Below are 18769 nucleotides of genomic sequence, written 5' to 3' on the forward strand. Positions count from 1 at the left end.
CCCCGTCAGACGGGGTCTTTTCAATGCATCGTCAACCGGACTCAGAACCGGACCGTCGTGCCCAGATAGAAGAACCGCCCAACGTTGTCGTATAGCGCGGAGGTGAAGTCCGAGCCGAAGTAGTTGCGTGGCGGATCCTTGTCGAAGGCATTGTCGATGCCGAGGTAGACGTCGATCTTCGCGCCGGGGAACTGGTAGCCGAACTGGAAGTTGTGGTAGGTGTACGAGCCGTTCTTGATCGGGCTGGCCGAGCCCGGATTGCTGTTGTAGCTTTCCGGCGTCACGCGCAGGTTGCCGTCTACATAGTTCATGTCCCACGAGGCGCGCCATTCGTTCCAGTTGTACTTGGTCTGGAACTGCGCACGCCAGCGCGGGTCGGTCACGTAGGTGACGTACTCGTCGTATTCGGCCGGGAAGTCCTGGAACACCCATTCGCGCGACTGGATCAGGCGCGTACCGACCAGGCGCAGTACGGTGTTGCCTTCGCCGAGCTGGAAGCGGTAGTCCATTTCCAGATCCACGCCCACACGCCGCGAGCGGGACAGGTTTTCGTTGAGGGCCTGCCAGCCGATGATGCTGTGTTCGGGATAGATGCGGCCCTGCGGGTCGGTGAATCCACCCAGCGGGGCGCGCTGCACGAAGCCGCAGAAGCTGTTGTCGATGCCGCCTGGATTGTCCACGCAGCGCGTGGCATTGGTCTCTGCGGTCACGGTGCCGATCGCGTCTTGCAGGTCGATGCGCCAGTAGTCGATCGACATGCCGAAGCCGTCGAAGAACTCCGGTTGCCACACCAGACCATACGACAGGCTGCGCGCGCGCTCCGGCTTCAACTCAGGATTGCCGCCGCTCACGCCGGGGCGGGTGGAGGTGTAGGTGTCGATCCAGCCCACCGGCACGCCCAGCGCACTGCAGTTGGCCTGGCGCAATGCCACGTCGCCCGCGGTGCCTGGGCGGTTGGTGTTGGTCGGCAGGTAGTTGCAGGGATCGTTGATGCTCGCGAAGTTCTCGCTCTGCGAGTCGTACAGCTCGCCGATGCTGGGCGCGCGTACCGCCTGTGCCAGCGTGCCGCGCAAACGCAGCGACGGGATGATGGTCCAGTCCAGGCCCACGTTCCAGGTCTTGGTCGAGCCGATGCTGTCGTAGTCCGAATAGCGCCCTGCCACGTCCAGCGCCAACCGGTCCACGCCCGGCAGGCCTGCCAGCAACGGAATGGTGCTCTCGACGAAGACTTCCTTGACGGTGTACTCGCCACCGCTATTGGGGATGGCGTTGAGGAAGGTCGCGCCCGAGGCCGCCAGCGGATCGGTGATCTCCTCGCTCTGCTCCTTGCGGTACTCCACGCCCCCGGCAAACCCGATGTCGCCGGCCGGCAGCGACAGCAGGTTGCTGTTGGCCACCGAGGCGCTGAACACGGTCTGCTGGATCTTGGCCTGCGAGCGCGCGGTGGTGTTGAACCACGCCGCTGCTTCCGGGGTCACCGCGTCGTTGCCGAACACGCTGAACGGCACGCAGCCTTCGCGCGCCAGGGCCGAATAGACGCGGTTGGTGTTGGGGTTGATCGCGTTCGGATCCAGCGTGGTGCGGCAGACGATGTTGCCGCTAGCATCGCGTGCGGCGTCGATACCGGCTTGCCAGCGCTCATTGATGCGATTGTTGAGGTTCAGGCGGTCGACCGTGGTCTTGCCGTAGTTGGCAGACACGTCGTAGCTCCAGTTGTCGGTGAAATTGCCTTCGGCGCCGAGCACTGCGCGGTAGGTCTTGCGCTCGATGTTCTCGCCGCGGCGGCCGGCATCGACGTTGAAGCGGTTCATCAGGATCTGGGTGGCACCGCGCGCATCCATCAGCGCACCGAGTTCGGGGCTGACATACGGATTCTGACGACGCACGCGCAGCGAGCTGTCGAATGCCGGCTGGCCGAAGAATTCCGAATCGGTCTCGCTGTACTTGCCCTCGAAGAACAGGCGATGGTTCGCGCTGATCTCGAAGTTGATCATGGTGTTGACGCTCTTGCGATCGAAGCCGGGCTGCAGGTCGGCAACCGCATTCAGATCGACGAAATCGCAATCCACGCACGAGGTATTGCTGACCACCGGGCCGTTGTAGCGATTGCGGCGGAAGCTGCCGTCCTGGTTGAACAGGTAGCGGTTGCCGTAGCTGCCCGGGTTGCGGAAATCGAAGGTGCCCAGGTTGAAGGTGCCGCCGTAGGACGTGGAATGATTGCCGCCCGGGCCGCTGAGCACATTCTGCGGATTGCGCTCGCTCGGCGGTTGGCTCGGGTCGAACGCGGGGTTCGGAACCGACACCAGATACTCGCGGCCGATGGCGCGGTTGCCGCGGCCGAAGCGGTCCTGCTTGCTGTATTCACCCGACACCGCGATGTTGCCGCGGCCATCCGCAAAGTCGGTGCCTGCCGGGAAGCTGGCGAAGGAGCGGTTGTAGTTGCCCTCATCGGCCAGGCCGGTCTGCGCGCGCGTCTCCAATCCGGTGAAGGTCTTCTTTAGGATGAAGTGACCACGCCGGCCACTGCGTCGGCGCCGTAGACGGCCGAGGCACCACCGGTGATGACGTCGACGCGTTCCGCCCATTCCACCGGAATCGTGTTGACGTCCACGGCAGTCGAACCCGGGCTGGAACCCACGTGGCGACGGCCGTTGACCAGCACCAGTGTGCGGTCGGTGCCCATGCCGCGCAGGTCGAGCAGGCCCAGCCCGGCGGTACCGATGAAGCGGGTGGAATTGCCCAGCGTGTAGCTCGGTGCCAGCGCCGGCATGCGCGCCATCAGGTCGCTGATGGTGGTCGCGCCGGTGGCGCGGATTTCCTCGGCACTGATCGCAGTGACCGGTGAGGGCGTGACGAAGCCGGTACGCGCAATGCGCGAGCCGGTGACAGTGACCTTGTCCAGATCGGTGGTGCCGGGTGCGATCCCGTTTTCTGACTGCGCCGCGGCGTGGCCGGCAGAAGCGGCCAGCACGGCAAACAATGCGGTGCTCAAACGATGACGCTGGGTGTGTTGCTGAAGACGACTCGACATGACGGTGCGGATTCCTTGCCGGATATTGCGAAACAGCAGTGCTCGCTGAGCGCTGGCTGAACTGAACCCCGAACGTAACAATTCCTTAACCATGTGTCCATATTTGTTAAATTTGTCGCTGCCTGACACATGGCTTGGCGTACAGTGCCGGCGTTTGGCCGCGCTGGGAAACGCGTCTGCCCGTGGCCGAGTCGGTAAACTGGCGATCTTTCCAGCGCTGCGGCTGGCGATGCGGCGATCGCCGCGTTGGCAGCGCACGACGAATCAGGCAGGCAATGACGACGATGGTGCAACGCGCTTCAAGCAAGGCGATCGACCTCCCCCAGAGCGCATGCGCATGACCGGCGAGCGCAGAATCCCCGCGCATGCGGTGCAGGGCGCGCTGGCGCCGCACCCGCGGATACGCAATGTGATTGCGGTTGGTTCCGGCAAAGGGGGGGTGGGCAAGTCCACCACTGCGGTGAATCTGGCGCTGGCCTTGTGCCAGCAGGGTGCGCGCGTCGGGGTACTGGACGCGGACATCTACGGGCCGAGCGTGCCGGCGATGCTGGGCCTGAGCGGGCGGCCGGACAGCCCGGACAACAAGTCGATCGAGCCACTGCGCGCGTTCGGGATCGAGGCGATGTCGATCGGCTTGCTGGTCGACCAGGACACGCCGATGATCTGGCGCGGGCCGATGGCGACCTCGGCACTGACCCAGCTGTTCAACGACACCCTGTGGGACGACCTCGATTACCTGCTGATCGACCTGCCGCCGGGCACCGGCGATATCCAGCTGACCTTGTCGCAGAAGATCCCGGTGGCCGGTGCGGTCATCGTCACCACGCCGCAGGACATCGCCACGCTGGATGCGCGCAAGGCCTTGAAGATGTTCGAAAAGGTCGAGGTGCCGGTGCTTGGCATCGTCGAGAACATGGCCGTGCATACCTGCAGCCATTGCGGCCACCGCGAGCACCTGTTCGGCGAAGGCGGCGGCGAGCGCATGGCTGCGCAGTACGGCGTGCCCCTGCTTGGTTCGTTGCCGCTGGCGATCGCGATCCGCGAGCAGGGCGATGCCGGCCAGCCGATCGTGGTGGCCGCGCCGGAGTCGGCGGCAGCGCTGGCCTATCTGGCCGCTGCCGCGCGTCTGTCCGAAGAGCTGGGCAAGCGGCCGCGCGCCAGCATCCCGATTTCGGCTTCGCTGCTGTAGCGCGCAGGCCGGCCGCTGGTGCCGGCTGCTTGCTAGACTTCGCTGCCTTTCGCGCAGGCCGCTCGGCCTGCCGCCTTCCGTCTTCAAGGAACACCGCATGAGCATCAAGAGCGACCGCTGGATCAAGCGCATGGCCGAACAGCACGCGATGATCGAGCCGTTCGAACCCGGCCAGATCAAGCATGACGCCGCCGGCCAGCGCATCGTCAGCTTCGGCACCTCCAGCTACGGGTACGACGTGCGCTGCTCGCGCGAGTTCAAGATCTTCACCAACATCAACTCGACGATCGTCGACCCGAAGCACTTCGATCCGGGCAGCTTTGTCGATATCGAATCGGACGTCTGCATCATCCCGCCCAACAGCTTTGCGCTGGCACGCACGGTGGAGTACTTCCGCATCCCGCGCGACACCTTGGTGGTATGCCTGGGCAAGAGCACCTATGCGCGCTGCGGCATCATCGTCAACGTGACCCCGCTGGAGCCGGAGTGGGAAGGCCACGTCACGCTGGAATTCAGCAATACCACGCCGCTGCCGGCGCGCATCTACGCCAACGAAGGCGTGGCGCAGATGCTGTTCTTCCAGTCCGACGAAGTCTGCGAGACCTCGTACAAGGACCGTGGCGGCAAGTACCAGGGCCAGACCGGCGTAACCCTGCCGCGCACCTGATGCAGTGGGCAGCCGTGACCTTCAGCAGGTCGCGGTGGCCCGCTCGCGGTAGCGCAGCAGTTGGCGCACGCCGGCGGCGATCAGCAACGCCGGCCACCAGGTCGACACCAGGTTGCCCAGCTCGATACGGGCCAGCCCGAGGTTGTCCAACAGAAACAGCGTGCCCAGCGTGATCAGGAACAGGGCGGGAATCAGGCGATAGTGCATGGCGATGTCCTCGGTAGGTGTGCGCCCATGCTGCGCGCAACACGCCCGCCGATCAGGTGCCGGAAGTCAACTCTTGCGGATGACAGACGTCATGCCGGCAAGGTCATGGCTGCATTGGTGGCCGTGTCGTGTTCGCTGGCAGTCTCACCTTCTCCCGATGGGAGAAGGGATGTCGGCGCTCTGACCAGACGCTGGGGCTGATCGACTGCTGGAATCGCTCCATTCCATGTTCATGGGAGCTAACGCCCATCATGCACACGGGCGAGAGCCGCGCCTCAAGGCGCATTGCCGCATCCAATCAGTGACAGATCAGAAGCTACGGCCGGGTAGTTCGGGAATCAACAGCGCCAGAAGCGCGCCCTTACGATTCCCCAATCCCGATTCCCGATTCCCGGCTATTTGCCGCGCCCAAACAACATCCCCACACCGCAAGCGACCAACGCCGCCGGCCACCATGTGGCGATCAGCCGGCCAAGACTGACATTGGTCCAGCCCAGGTTATTGGCCAGAAACAGCAGGCCGACGAGGATCAGGATCAGCGCGGCGACGACATTGGATTTCATGCGGAAAGGTGGTTGCAAGACGGGCGCCTATCGTAGCCGCTGCGCCCACGTAGCGACATGCTGGCGCAGCGCATCGGCCTCGAAGCGCTGCGCGCTGCCGCTGCCCCAGACCGGGCCTGGCCAGGCCGCATCGCCCGGATGCCGGCCGACCAGATGCACGTGCAGCTGCCGCACGACGTTGCCCAACGCCCCGATATTGAGCTTGGCGACCCCGGGCTCGACCCGCAGCAACTGCGAGAGCTGATTGATCTCGGCCAGCAACAGGCGTTGCTGGCCGCCATCCAGATCGATCCATTCGCTGACATCGGCGACCCGCGGCACCAGCACCAGCCACGGGAAGCGGCTGTCGTCCATCAGCCGCACCTGCGACAGCGGTCCGTCGGCGACGAACACGCTGTCCGCTGCCAGCCGCGCATCGAGTTGGAAGCCGCTCGCCTCGGACATGCCCGCTGCCGTCCCACTCATCCCAGATGCGCTTCGAAAAAACCCAGGGTACGCTCCAGGGCACGCTCGGCGCTGTCGGCGTCGTAGTGGGTGGGGTCGATGCTGCGGTTGAAGGCGTGGCCGGTCGGATACACGAAGGTTTCCATTTGCGGCAGCTTCTCGCGGTGGGCCTGGATCGCCTCGGGCGGAATGCTGGTATCCCGCTCGCCGAAGTGGAACATCACCGGCGCTTTCGGGGTTTCGTCCAGCAATTGGGTGTTGCGCCCGCCGTAGTAGCTCACCGAGGGCAGGCCCAGGCGGATCGCCGACAGCAGCGCCACCGAGCCGCCCCAGCAATAGCCCACGGTGCCGACCTTGCCGGCGCGGCTGAGCAGGGTGGCGGCGGATTTGACCACCTCCACCGGGCGCTCCAGGCCGACCGCATTGGCCAGTGCCAGGCCGCGCTGCAAGCTTTCCTGGTCGTAGGGCAGCTGCACGTCCTTCTCCTGCAGGTCGAAGAAGGCCGGCGCCAGCACTTCGTAGCCGCGCGCGGCGTAATCGTCGGCCACCGCGCGAATATGTTCGTTGACGCCGAAGATCTCCTGGATCACCACCAGGCCGCCGCGCGGGCTGGTAGTCGGGGTGGCGTGCCAGGCGGCAACCTGGCCGTCGGGGGTGTCGAGCGTGGTCCAGTGACCCATGGGAACTCCTGATGCAGGATGGGGGAAGGCGCGCATTATCGGCCGGATCGACGGCGCTGCAGGTGAGGGTCTCGCTGAGATGACCTCGCTTGCCCCGGCGCACGGTTCAGAGCGCTGCCCGCGCGCCGCTATAATTGCCCTACTCAGGCCCCAGGCCGCTCCGTTCCCAGGCTCCTGCTTCCATGTCCCAGCTGAACCCCAAAGTCGGCTTCGTCAGCCTTGGCTGTCCGAAGGCGCTCGTCGACTCCGAACGCATCCTCACCCAGCTGCGCGTGGAGGGCTACGACATCGTGCCCAGTTACGACGCTGCCGACGTGGTGGTGGTCAACACCTGCGGCTTCATCGATTCGGCGGTGACCGAGTCGCTGGACGCGATCGGCGAGGCGATGAACGCCAATGGCAAGGTGATCGTCACCGGCTGCCTGGGCAAGCGCCCGGAGCAGATCCGCGAGGCCTATCCGCAGGTGCTGGCGGTGTCCGGCCCGCAGGACTACCAGAGCGTGATGGAGGCGGTGCACGCCGCGTTGCCGCCGCGCCACGACCCGTTCGTGGATCTGGTGCCCGACTACGGCATCAAACTGACCCCGCGCCATTACGCGTACCTGAAGATCTCCGAAGGCTGCAACCACCGTTGCAGCTTCTGCATCATTCCGTCGATGCGTGGCGATCTGGCCTCGCGCCCGGTCGATGAGGTGCTGCGCGAAGCCGAGCGGCTGGTCCGCGGCGGGGTCAAGGAATTGCTGGTGGTCTCGCAGGACACCTCGGCCTACGGCGTGGACCTGAAATATGCCGAGCGCCCGTGGCGCGACCGCATGTACCAGACCCGCATGAAGGCGCTATGCGAAGGCTTGTCGGAACTGGGCGTGTGGACGCGGCTGCACTACGTCTATCCGTACCCGCACGTGGACGATGTGATTCCGCTGATGGCCGAAGGCAAGCTGCTGCCGTACCTGGACATCCCGTTCCAGCACGCCAGCCCGCGCATCCTCAAGCTGATGAAGCGGCCGGGCGCAGTCGACAAGACGCTGGAGCGCGTGCAGCGCTGGAAGGCGATGTGCCCGGAGATCACGGTGCGCTCCACCTTCATCGTCGGCTTCCCCGGCGAGACCGATGCCGAATTCGAATCCATGCTCGACTTCCTGGATCAGGCCCAGCTGGACCGTGTCGGCGCGTTTGCGTATTCGCCGGTGGAAGGCGCCAGCGCCAACGCGCTGCCCGATCCGGTGCCGGAAGAGCTCAAGCAGGAACGTCTGGCCCGCTTCATGGCCAGGCAGGCGGAGATTTCTGCCGCGCGTTTGGAATCCAAGATCGGCAGCGTGCAGCAATGCCTGGTCGACCTGATCGAAGACGACATCGCAGTGGCGCGCTCACGCGCGGACGCACCGGAAATCGATGGGCTGGTGCATATCCAGAACGGCGGCGAACGCGGGTTGAAGGTCGGCGACCTGGTCGATGTGGAGATCACCGACAGCGACGAGCACGATCTGTTCGGCGATGCGCTGCCGGCCAATGTCGCACCCCAGCAGGGGCGCGCGTTGAATCTGCAGATGGTGTAACTAGGTGCGGATTCGTCCGCATCTGTCCGTAGGAGCGTACAAGTGCGCTCCTACATGTCAGCAGATTGCGAATGGATGCCTATGGGATCGCGTAATCCACCGACACCACCACGAAGGTGTGCTTGCCCGACGGCAACTGCGCTTCGAACTCGTCGTCCACGCGTTTTTTCAACAAGGCGCGCGCCAACGGCGAGTCGATGCTGATCCAGCCGCGTCCGGCGTCGGTTTCGTCCGGGCCGACGATGCGGTAGTGCAGCAGCTCGCCGCTGTCGGCGTCCTCCAGCTCGACCTGTGCGCCGAAGAACACCGCGCGCGGGTCGGTCGGCGCGGTGTCCACCACGCGTAGCGCTTCCAGGCGTTTGCTCAGATAACGCACGCGGCGGTCGATCTCGCCCAGCTGCTTCTTGCGATAGGTGTACTCGGCGTTCTCCGAGCGGTCGCCCTCTGCCGCGGCGGCGGCCAGCGCACGCACCACCTCCGGCCGACGCACGCGCCAGAGCTCTTCCAGCTCGGCCTTGAGCCGGGCGTGGCCGTCGGGCGTGATCAGTGCGGTGCTTTTTTCGGCAGGCGGGCGCCAGCGGCTCATGGGCGGTGCGTCGGACAGCGGGGGCGCGATGCTAGCGCGCATGGCCGGCTTGCGCATCTGCCGTCGCACGGCGAAGCTTTGCGCCTTCCGGGACACGGACGTTGTCATGTTGCTGATGCCGCTGCACAAACCCTGGTCGCGCCAGAACATTCCCTGGGTGACCCTGCTGCTGGTAATGATCAATGCGGTGGTCTACCTGGGCTATCAGCGCAAGGACGACGCGCTGGTCGAAAACGCGGTGCGCTACTACGTCGAATCCGGCCTCGGTGCGGTGGAGGCGCAGGCCCATGTGCGCTATCTGCAGCAGACCGGCGACACCAGGCTGCGTGTTGCGCGCCAGGCCAGGCTGGACAGCGTGCCGGCGCGGCAACGCCTTGCGTATCTGGCGCACCTGACGATGCACGACCTGGCCTTTACAGAGGCATTGCGCAGCGGCGCATTGTTCGAGGACGAGCAGCGTCTGCGCGAATGGCGCACATTGCGCGCGCCCTACGATGCGCACCTGTCCAGGGTGTTCACGCTGCGGCATCTGCAGCGTAGCTCCGAGTGGTCACCTGCGAGGATGCTGACGGCCACTTTCCTGCATGGAAGCTTTGATCACTTGCTGGGCAACATGCTGTTTCTGCTGGCGCTGGGCACCTTGCTGGAAGGTGCGATCGGCAGCGGCTGGTTCCTTCTGCTGTATCTGCTGGGCGGGTTCGGCGCCAGCGCAGCCAGCCTGTGGTGGCGCTGGGGCGCGCCGGGTGGCGGCTTGGGCGCCTCCGGTGCGATCGCCGCCTTGATGGGCGCGTTCTGCGCGGTCTGGGGCAGGCGCAGGGTGCGCTTCTTCTACTGGTTCTTTGTGGTGTTCGACTACGTGCGCGGGCCGGCGATCCTGCTGCTGCCGCTGTGGTTGGGCTGGGAGCTTTACAGCCTGCTATGGAGCGACAACGGCAGCGTCGCCTTCGAGGCGCACGCCGGTGGGCTGATCAGTGGCGCGCTGCTCGGTGTCGTACTGGTGCTGTTGCGGCGCACGCGCCCGGCCTTCATGCAGGAGAGCGAGGCAATGCTGGTGGACGATCGCTGGGAGCGCGCGCAGCGGCATCTGGGACGCATGGAGAACGTGGAAGCCGAACGCCTGTTGGCGGAGCTGGCCAGCGAGCAGCCGCATAACCTGGACGTGGCGCTCGCGCGCTACCGCACCGCACGCAATGCCGGCCGCAACCAGGACAGAGTGCGGCTAGCGCAGACGCTGCTGCATCTGCACACACATCACGCCGAGCAGAGCCGCATCCAGCTGACGGTCGCTGCAGAACTGAGCAAGGCCGGGATCGGGTACGCGCCATCGGCACGCACGGCACTGATCGGCGCATGTCTGCGCACTGGATTGTTGGCCGATGCCGAACGTCTGTTGAAGGAAGGCGAGTCGGGGATGCCGCGCGCCGAGCTGGCGCACCACTGGTTCGTGCTGGCCCTGCGACACGGCGAGCTGCAGGACGGCGCGCAGCGTGCGCGCTTGCTGCGTCAGCTGCTGGAGCAGTTCCCCGAGCAGGCGCAGGCCAGCAAGGCGCGCTTTTTGCTCGAGAACGGGTGAGTGATTTCTGCTTGATCCGTGTTGCCAAAGCAAGCGGTGAGGGCTCCGTACACTCGACTCACCGGAGCTTTTGACCTGGCATTTGACTGCACTTGAAAGACACTGCTACGCGAGGTCCGGGTTGCTGTTGTGTCTTCTGCCTCGAGCAGAATTATCTAGCGCGGATGGATGAGTTGCAGAGCGGTGGATCTGCAGCCTGGCTGCAGGGACCTTGCCCGCCCACCCTCGCGGGACACGCCGCAAGTACGTCCTTGTAGGCTCTTACGCGGCATCCATGCCGCGTAAGGTCCCGCGACGGTGAGCGGACAAGGACCAGCCGAGATGGTCGGTGTGCAGGGCTGCGAGCAGTGCATGTCGCAAGATGCGCCAATTTTGTGGATTTACCTGTCGACTTTAAAATTTTGTTGGCCGCTCAAGCTGGTTGAATTGCCACCGCTTTCAGCGCGGCTCCCAGCTTCGCGCGTAGTGCATCGTCGTCGCATTGAGTCAGTGCGTTTTGCAGCACCGCGCGCGCCTGCTCATCGCGGCCGAACCGTTCGCCCAGCAGCAGGCCCGCATCCAGCGACCATGCCGGCATCATCCGATCGCGCGGCCATGCGGCAATAGCCGCAAGCAGGCCATCGGTCGCCAGCTGGAATTGCCCGGCCATCTTTGCGCGCTCGGCCAGCACGGTGGCCTGCTCAGGCGTCAGCGGGGTAAACGCGGAGTCGCCGTCCAGCGCTTCGCGCTGCAATGCGAGCGCGCGGCGCTCCTGTTTTTCCTGCAGCAGACGGTTGATGTACTGGCGGGTGTGCTCGCGCAGTTCGTCGTTGCGATGGTGTTGACGCAGCAGCCGTTGGTACAGCTCGTGCACCGCCAGGCTCACCGCACGCGAACGCACCGCGCCGCGCAGCGCCTGAAATGCCTCGTCGGAATGTCCATCGCGCACGTACTGTTCTGCTTCGTCGAGCAGGCGTTGATCCGGGTCTTCGCGCTCGAACGCCGCGCCACCGCTGGGCATGTAGCCCAGTTCTTCGTGGTACTGGTAGACCAGATACCCCATCAGGTGGAAGCTGGCGAACAGGCTCCAGATCGAGGCGATTACCATCGTCGCCTCGCGCACGATCGGCGGCAGATACTTCGCCGCAATGAAGATCGCCGCAGTGGCGCTGCCCTGGATCACGTACAGCAAACCGTATGCGGCCAGATACGGCCAGCCGATGCGCACTGCCATGTCGATCGACACGGCAGGATTGAGCGCGCGGCGCAGGCTGCCGTCGATGGCCAGCGCAATCATCATGCCCGGCAGCAGCAACTGGACTGCCAGATAGGCGATGGTCAGGCCAGGCTTGCCAGCCAGCACGCCCGCCGCACCAATGACGATGCCCAGCGCAAGCGCCAGCAGGACCAGCCGCAGCACCGCGCTGTCGAAACTGTCGTAGCCCAGCCGTGGCGCGTCGGCTTGCCCGTCGGCGGTATGGCGCAGGATGTCGAAGGCATAGGTGTAGGTCGCCATCCCCAGCACGCCGGCAACCACCAGTTTCAGGATGCCCGGCAGCACCAGCAGCGCGCTGCACAGCGTCAGCGCAATCAACGCGTACAGCGCCGAGCCGCGCAGCGGATAGGTGGCGATGGCGGGAATGCGGGTCCAGAACGGTACCGGCGCGGCCTGCGCGGCAACCTTGCGTGCGCGAAAACGGTCTTCCATGACGCTCCCCAGGCGTGTGATGTGACCGGATTGTGCGGTGGCGCGCGTCGTCACGCAATTGGGGGAAGGCGAGCCGACTAAGCTGGATGGCCAGCGGCTGGCGACATGTCGCCGGCACGGTCCGGATATTGCCGGCCAGGCCATGCGTCAGTGCCGGCATTGCATCCAAGCTTGCTGTGTCCGATAGCATCGTGCGCGCATCGATAGGCCACCGATTTAGTGCATGCGTCATCTGTCTGACGCTCCAACTCAGCGACAGGTAAAATGGTGGCCCGCCGCAATCCTTGCGGCCCGTACGAGCGATCGGGCGCGCCGCGCCCCTGGCGCTGCCATCGCTCGCATCACAAGGAGTGTCGCTTGAATCCCTCTGCCACCGGCAACCCGCAGGTCCGCATTCGCAGCATCGATGTGCTCTCGGACAATTGGTATGTGCTGCGCAAGGTCACGTTCGATTTTCAGCGCAAGGACGGCCGCTGGCAGACCCTGTCGCGCGAGGCCTACGATCGTGGCAATGGCGCCACCATCCTGCTGTATAGCCGCGCCAAGCAGACGGTGATGCTCACCCGCCAGTTCCGCTTGCCGACGCTGCTCAACGGCAACGCCGACGGCATGCTGATCGAAGCCTGCGCCGGCCTGCTCGACCAGGACGATGCGCTGACCTGCATCCGCAAGGAAACCGAAGAAGAAACCGGCTACCGCATCGACAACGTGCGCAAGGTGTTCGAGGCGTTCATGAGCCCTGGCTCGGTCACCGAACGCCTGTACTTCTTCGTCGGCGAATACTTCGACGGCGACAAGGTCAGCGAGGGCGGCGGACTCGAAGAGGACGGCGAAGAGATCGAGGTGCTCGAGCTGTCCCTTGATACAGCGCTGGCGATGATCGGCTCGGGCGAGATCGCCGATGCCAAGACCATCATGCTGTTGCAGTACGCCAAGTTGCATGGCGTATTGGAGTAAGTTCACGCCAACACGCGGCAGCCTTTCAAAGCGACAGTGTCATCGCAACGTGTCGGCGGCGATCAGGGCTGATCAACGCTTCCCACCAAAAATACTGCCGAAGATGCCGCGCACGATCTGCTGGCCGATCTTGTTGCCCACCGTGCGCGAGGTCTGCTTGGCCATCGCTTCGAGCATGCCCTGGCGGCGGCCGGTGCCGAACACGGCATCCTTGACGGCTTTTCCGAAACCGCTGTCCTGCGTTTCCTCGTCCTCGCGCGTGCGTGCCGGCGGTGCGGCGTTGTGTTCGGCGACCTGTTCGACCCGGCGCGCCAGCAGTTCGGCAGCTGATTCGCGGTTGATCGCGGTGTCGTAGCGGGTGCCGACCGGGCTGGCCGCTCGCACTTGCGCGCGTTCGGTCTCGCTGATGGCGCCCATGCGGCAGCGTGGCGGGGCGATCAGCGTTTGCTGCACCGGTGCCGGCACCCCCTTGCCTTGCAGCGGCGACACCAGCGCCTCGCCGGTGCCCAGGCTGGAGATCGCCGTGGCCACATCGAGTTTGGGATTGGCCACGAAGGTCTGCGCCGCGGTCTTGACCGCCTTCTGGTCGCGCGGGGTGAACGCGCGCAGGGCATGCTGCACCCGGTTGCCGAGCTGGCCGAGGATGGTGTCGGGAATGTCGTCGGGAAACTGCGAGCAGAAATACACGCCCACGCCCTTGGAGCGGATCAGCCGGACCACCTGCTCGATCCGCTGCACCAGCGCAGCCGGCGCATCGTCGAACAGCAGATGCGCTTCGTCGAATACGAACACCAGCTTGGGGTGTTCCAGGTCGCCCACCTCGGGCAGACGCTCGAACAGTTCCGACAGCAGCCATAGCAGGAAGGTGGAATACAGCTTCGGCTTGAGCACCAGTTGATTGGCCGCCAGGATGCCGATCACGCCGCGGCCGTCCGCAGACACGCGCATCAGGTCGGCCAGCTCCAGCGCCGGCTCGCCGAAGAAGTGCTCGCCACCGTCCTGCGCCAGCCGCAGTAGGGCGCGCTGGATCGCGGCCACCGACTGGCTGGAGACCAGCCCGTAACTGGTGGATAGTTCCTTGCGTTCTTCCACCACCAATCCAAGCAGCGCGCGCAGGTCATCCAGGTCCAGCAACAGCAGGCCGCGGTCGTCGGCCAGCTTGAACACGATGTCGAGCACACCGGACTGGGTGTCGTTGAGTTCCAGAATGCGCGCCAGCAGGGTGGGGCCCATCTCGCTGACGGTGGTGCGCACCGGGTGGCCGAGCTGGCCGTACAGATCCCAGAACACCACCGGGCTGGCGGCCGGCGCGTAGTCGGCCATGCCGATCTCCGTGGCGCGCTGCAGCACGCCGGCAGCGCCGTCGCCCGCCACCGCCAGGCCGGCGACATCGCCTTTCACGTCGGCCAGAAACACCGGCACGCCCATGCGCGAGAAGCCTTCGGCCAGGGTCATCAAGGTCACGGTCTTGCCTGTGCCGGTGGCGCCGGCCACCAGTCCGTGGCGATTGCCGAAGCGCCCTTCCAGCACAACCGGGATGTCGTCGGTGACGCCTTTGCCGAGCAGGAACGAGGCCATTGCGCAGATCCGGTAGGAAAATCCGGATTCTAGCGGGCAATCTGGCCGGGCAAACCGGGCGGGGATCGACCCCGGTTTGCCCGCGCTGTCCGGCTGCCGGCCGCCGACAGGCGGTGTAACGACGCGGCCGGTTTGCCAGCCGCCTGCCGCCCTTCCTCAAGGCATTCCAGGCCCGGTGCGCCACTGCCAAGGTAACGGCCCACTGACCCTGGGGCGCCGCCGCCTTGCCGCGGTGTCGCCCCGGCGGCTACCCTGCCTGCCTTTCCGCTGTACTGCCTACGATGCCGCTCGCTCATTTTGGTTTGCGCCCATGGCCGGTTCTGGTCGTGGTGGCGCTGATGTCTGTCGTCCCCGCTGCCCACGCCATTTCCAAACGCGACACGGAGAAGGCCGCCGTGCTCGATGCCCGCATGGCCGCCGCCGAAAAGCGTTATCGCGATGCGCTGGTGCTGGTGAACAACTCCGACCCCAAGGGCACCGCCGAAGGCGATGCTGCGCTGGAGGACATGGAAGACGTCATCGACGCCTGCATCAAGCAGCGCGGCTGCCTGGTCGCCAATCAGCTGGCCACCTACAAGCGCCTGCTGAAGGCGCGCGCCGATGCCGAAGCGCCGGCCGCCGAAGATCCGCAGGACGACGACACCCTGCTGCAGGCCGACCCGGACCACCTCGGCCCTGCGGCGAACGGCGTGCCCGAGGCGGCGCGTGCCGCCTCGCTGCTCAACGACCAGCGCCACGATTTCGACAAGATGGTGCAGTACAACCCGGCGGTGCAGGCCGGCATCCGCCGCTGGCTGACCGACATGCGTCCGGCGCTGCTGACCAGCTACGAGAACTACAGCAACCTGCGCGGGGTGATGTGGCCGGAATGGCAGAAGCGCGGCCTGCCCGAGGCGCTGCTGTTCGGCATCATGGCCAAGGAATCCAACGGCAAGGTGCACGCCAGCTCGCGTGCCGGCGCGGCTGGATTGATGCAGTTCATGCCGGCCACCGGGCGTCGCTTCGGGCTGGGCCCGGACGGCACCGGCTTCGATACGCGCTTCGATGCACGCAGCGCCGCCGAAGCCAGCGCCGCCTACCTCAACGAGCGCATGGCCGGGCTCAATCGCAACATCGAGCTGGCGCTGGCCGCCTACAACGGTGGCGAGGGCCGTGCCGCGCGCGTGTTCTCGCAGAGCGGCGGACGCGGATTCTGGGACCAGGACGTCTACAACCAGTTTCCGGCCGAAACCAAGGACTACGTGCCGATGGTGATCGCCGCGGCGTGGATCTTCCTGCACCCGCGCCAGTACGGCGTGGACTTCGCCAAGCTCGACGCGCAGCCGGCCACGCTGAAGCTGGCCAAGTCGACCACCATCTACGAACTCACCATCTGCCTGGGCAGCATGGGCGCGCGCGACGGCTACATGCGCGCGTTGCGCAACCTCAACCCGCGCTATGAATCCGATGGCTGGATTCCGGCCGGCACCGTCATCAACGCCACCAACCGCATCGTCAGTCTGTACACGCGCTACTGCGTGAACGGCCCGCGCGCGGACCTGGCGCGCACGCTGATCACCGCCGATCTCAACAGCGCGATCGTGCGCAGCAGCAGCACCCCCGAGTACGTGCCCAGCGTGGCGGTGGGCGATGTCAGCCCGATGGCCGGCGTGCCGACCACCGTGGCCACCGGCCAGCCCGCGATCGCCAAGCCCAAGGCCAAGCAGGCGCGCAGCTACACCATCGCCAGGGGCGACACGCTCGGTCGCGTGGCGCAGAAGTATCAGTGCGAGATCAAGGAGCTGGCCAGGGCCAATGGCCTGAAGGCGCCGTCGTATGCGCTCAAGCCCGGGCAGAGCATCAAGCTGGCCGGCTGCGATCGCTGAGCAGCGCTTGCAGTACCGCGTGGGTTAGAGCATCGGCCAGCTGCTTCGGAGAGCTGCGTTGGGTCGCTTCTGTGTGAGCGGTCGGGCGCCCCGTAGGAGCGGACCTGGCCGCGACGAAGCTGCTCCGGTAACTCCAGGCTCCGAATCGGAGGCTGGAGTGCCGAGAGGCGCAAGCCCCCCAGCCTCACTGCGAATGCCACGTCGCGGTCGGGTCCGCTCCTACACCCGCATCGTTCTTGTTGGGAGCCGGACTGGGCATCGGTCTTGTAGCGAGCGAGCCTGAGTGCGACGCCGCTGTCATGGTGGCGTTTCGCCGCGGACAGGTGTTCCTGCTCGGCGTAGGTCATCGAGCTGACCAGCGGAGATCGTTGGTCAGTGCGGGCGTATCGCATCGGGGCACTGCGCCGGGCTGCGCCATGGTAGGAGCGGACCTGGCCGCGACGAAGCAGTCCCGGTCGTTCCAGCGCAGGCGATGACGCTCTACATCGAAAGCTGGGAGTGCGACATGCGCCTGCGCATGAACTTCGTCGGGAACGCCCTGTCGCGGTCAGGCCCGCTCCTACGAGGACGTCGCTGCGTTGCATCACTTGCGTACCGAAGCGGGCAATCGCAGGCGCGCCGCCGTGATCAGCTCGGCTGGCGACGTGCGAGCGCCTGCCCCAGGCGCACCGATGTCTCCGCGGCAAGTCCGCCGTCGAGCTTTGCGACACCTGGCGGCAGCAGCACGATCACGGTCGAGCCGTAATTGAAGCGCGCCATCTCCGCAAACCGCTCCAGCACGATGCCCTTGCCGCGATAATCCTTGCGCGTGATGCGGTCGCCGTAGCGCGGGATCTCCACGCCGCTCCACACCGTTTCCACGCCCGACACCAGCAGCGCGCCCACCATCACCGAGGCCATCGGGCCGAAGTCGGTGTCGAAGTGGCAGACCAGGCGCTCGTTGCGCGCGAACAGCCGCGGCACATTGCGCACCGCATCCGGGCCAACGCTGAACAGGCGGCCGGGCACGTGCACGGTCTCGCGCAGGGTGCCGGTCCACGGCATATGCACGCGGTGGTAGTCCTTGGGCGAGAGGTAGACCGTCGCGAACAGGCCATCGTTGAACGGCTGCGCCGCTTCGGCGTCGCCGAGCAACTCGGCGGCAGTGAACGACTGCCCCTTGGCCTGGAAAATGCGGCCGTTCTCGATCGGGCCGAGCTGGCTGATGCGGCCGTCGGCGGGCATCAGCAGCGCCGCAGGATCGGCATCAGGCACGCGTGCGCCCGGCTTCAAGGCGCGGGTGAAGAATGCATTGAAGGTGGGATAGGCGCGCGGGTCCGGTTCCAGTGCCTCGCCCAGGTTCACGCCGAACTTGCGCGTGACCGTGTCGATCAACCATTGTTTGGTGGACGGCGTATCGGAATAGGCCAGCGCACGCGCCAGCGAGGACAGCAACCGGTGCGGCAGCACGTAGGTCAGGGAAGTGACGAGACTCACGGAGCGGTTACCTTGGTCAGTTGCTGGAGGTCGGCGGCGATCGCCTTGGGGTCGAGCGGGGGACGGATCAGCCCGGCTAGGCGGCCCTGCGGGTCGAGCACGGCGATGCCGGCCGAGTGATCCATGCTGTAGTCGTTGGGATTGTCCGCAAAGCCCTTGCCGGGCACTTTCTGGAACACGAAGCCCAGCGCGGTGGCAAAGCGCTGCAATGCCGGCACCTCCGCGGTGGCGGCCAGGGTGTCCTTGTGGAAGGCGTGCGAGTATTCGCCCAGGCGCGCCGGCGGGTCGCGCTGCGGGTCCACCGACACGAACAGCACGCGCGGGCGCAGGCCATCGGGGATGCTTTCCCACTGCTGCTGCGCCACCGCCAGATCGGTCAGCGTAGTCGGGCAGACGTCCGGGCAGAAGGTGAAGCCCAGGAACACCAGCGTCCAATGTCCCTTCAGCTCACCGGGTACCAGCTGGGTGCCGTCGGACTGGCGCAGGCTGAACTGCGGCAGCGTGCGTGGCTGCGGATAAAAGGTGATGGTCCGGGTGGGTGGCCAGGGCGAGCTGGGCGCGGCGCCGAGGAACTTCTGGCCCAGCAACAGCCCCAGGCCGGCGGCCAGCGCCACCAGCAGCACGATGCCGGTATTGCGATTGAACATGGCGGTTTCCAGTGCAACGGACGCTCATGATACCGATCCGACCTCTATAATCGGGGGCCGATT

General features: G+C 65.8%; 15 protein-coding genes and 1 pseudogene. 6 read left to right on the forward strand and 10 right to left on the reverse strand.

Annotated features, from left to right (window positions below):
* Window positions 1–41 precede the first annotated feature (41 nt).
* Window positions 42–3031, reverse strand: a pseudogene (locus FHT08_RS05450) (TonB-dependent receptor).
* Between the two features lie 337 nt (window positions 3032–3368).
* Here FHT08_RS05450 and apbC point away from each other — a divergent pair.
* Together apbC and dcd are read left to right on the forward strand one after the other, a co-directional pair.
* Window positions 3369–4220, forward strand: coding sequence for an iron-sulfur cluster carrier protein ApbC (apbC, locus tag FHT08_RS05455; protein ID WP_166774504.1), 852 nt, complete (start codon window positions 3369–3371; stop codon window positions 4218–4220).
* 97 nt (window positions 4221–4317) lie between these two features.
* The gene (gene dcd, locus FHT08_RS05460) at window positions 4318–4887 is read left to right on the forward strand and encodes a dCTP deaminase (RefSeq protein ID WP_010366727.1); all 570 of its coding nucleotides are present in this window, start codon (window positions 4318–4320) and stop codon (window positions 4885–4887) included.
* A 21-nt stretch (window positions 4888–4908) separates the two neighbouring features.
* On the opposite strand, the gene FHT08_RS05465 is transcribed toward dcd, so the two are convergent.
* The 4 genes from FHT08_RS05465 to FHT08_RS05480 form a co-directional block, all read right to left on the reverse strand.
* The gene (locus tag FHT08_RS05465; RefSeq protein WP_166774505.1) at window positions 4909–5094 is read right to left on the reverse strand and encodes a DUF5668 domain-containing protein; all 186 of its coding nucleotides are present in this window, start codon (window positions 5092–5094) and stop codon (window positions 4909–4911) included.
* Between the two features lie 395 nt (window positions 5095–5489).
* The gene (locus FHT08_RS05470) at window positions 5490–5657 is read right to left on the reverse strand and encodes a DUF5668 domain-containing protein (protein ID WP_006452352.1); all 168 of its coding nucleotides are present in this window, start codon (window positions 5655–5657) and stop codon (window positions 5490–5492) included.
* A 27-nt stretch (window positions 5658–5684) separates the two neighbouring features.
* A complete protein-coding gene (locus FHT08_RS05475) occupies window positions 5685–6122 on the reverse strand; it encodes an HIT family protein (protein ID WP_047126794.1) in 438 nt (145 codons plus the stop codon).
* Entirely contained in the window at window positions 6119–6781 is a 663-nt protein-coding gene (locus tag FHT08_RS05480; RefSeq protein ID WP_047126793.1) for a dienelactone hydrolase family protein, read from the reverse strand. Before FHT08_RS05480 ends, FHT08_RS05475 begins: the two co-directional genes overlap by 4 nt.
* Window positions 6782–6963: 182 nt before the next feature.
* Between FHT08_RS05480 and rimO the strand changes: the two genes are divergently transcribed.
* Window positions 6964–8337 carry a 30S ribosomal protein S12 methylthiotransferase RimO gene (gene rimO / locus FHT08_RS05485; RefSeq protein ID WP_104536792.1) on the forward strand — a complete coding sequence of 458 codons (1374 nt, stop codon included), beginning with the start codon at window positions 6964–6966 and terminating at the stop codon, window positions 8335–8337.
* A gap of 79 nt (window positions 8338–8416) precedes the next feature.
* Here rimO and greB read toward each other — a convergent pair whose 3' ends face one another.
* Window positions 8417–8923 (reverse strand): transcription elongation factor GreB, encoded by a 507-nt coding sequence (gene greB, locus FHT08_RS05490; protein WP_104537844.1) that lies wholly within the window; start codon window positions 8921–8923, stop codon window positions 8417–8419.
* A 106-nt stretch (window positions 8924–9029) separates the two neighbouring features.
* Between greB and FHT08_RS05495 the strand changes: the two genes are divergently transcribed.
* Window positions 9030–10496 carry a rhomboid family intramembrane serine protease gene (locus FHT08_RS05495; protein ID WP_166774506.1) on the forward strand — a complete coding sequence of 489 codons (1467 nt, stop codon included), beginning with the start codon at window positions 9030–9032 and terminating at the stop codon, window positions 10494–10496.
* A gap of 412 nt (window positions 10497–10908) precedes the next feature.
* Here FHT08_RS05495 and FHT08_RS05500 read toward each other — a convergent pair whose 3' ends face one another.
* Entirely contained in the window at window positions 10909–12183 is a 1275-nt protein-coding gene (locus tag FHT08_RS05500; RefSeq protein ID WP_166774507.1) for a hypothetical protein, read from the reverse strand.
* 357 nt (window positions 12184–12540) lie between these two features.
* Here FHT08_RS05500 and nudK point away from each other — a divergent pair, with 357 nt between their 5' ends.
* Window positions 12541–13140, forward strand: a complete 600-nt coding sequence (gene nudK / locus FHT08_RS05505; RefSeq protein WP_104536796.1) for a GDP-mannose pyrophosphatase NudK — start codon at window positions 12541–12543, stop codon at window positions 13138–13140.
* Between the two features lie 72 nt (window positions 13141–13212).
* Here nudK and FHT08_RS05510 read toward each other — a convergent pair whose 3' ends face one another.
* Window positions 13213–14718 carry a helicase HerA-like domain-containing protein gene (locus FHT08_RS05510; RefSeq protein ID WP_166774508.1) on the reverse strand — a complete coding sequence of 502 codons (1506 nt, stop codon included), beginning with the start codon at window positions 14716–14718 and terminating at the stop codon, window positions 13213–13215.
* Between the two features lie 281 nt (window positions 14719–14999).
* On the opposite strand from FHT08_RS05510, the gene FHT08_RS05515 reads away from it, so the two are divergent.
* On the forward strand, window positions 15000–16583 hold the full coding sequence (locus FHT08_RS05515) for a transglycosylase SLT domain-containing protein (protein ID WP_166774509.1): 1584 nt from the start codon (window positions 15000–15002) through the stop codon (window positions 16581–16583).
* Between the two features lie 627 nt (window positions 16584–17210).
* On the opposite strand, the gene asd is transcribed toward FHT08_RS05515, so the two are convergent.
* On the reverse strand, window positions 17211–18059 hold the full coding sequence (gene asd, locus FHT08_RS05520; RefSeq protein WP_166774510.1) for an archaetidylserine decarboxylase: 849 nt from the start codon (window positions 18057–18059) through the stop codon (window positions 17211–17213).
* Entirely contained in the window at window positions 18056–18706 is a 651-nt protein-coding gene (locus FHT08_RS05525) for an SCO family protein (RefSeq protein WP_166774511.1), read from the reverse strand. Before FHT08_RS05525 ends, asd begins: the two co-directional genes overlap by 4 nt.
* Window positions 18707–18769 lie beyond the last annotated feature (63 nt).

This window comes from Xanthomonas sp. CFBP 8151 (assembly GCF_011761885.1).
In the GTDB taxonomy this organism is placed as follows: Bacteria; Pseudomonadota; Gammaproteobacteria; order Xanthomonadales; family Xanthomonadaceae; genus Xanthomonas; species Xanthomonas arboricola_B.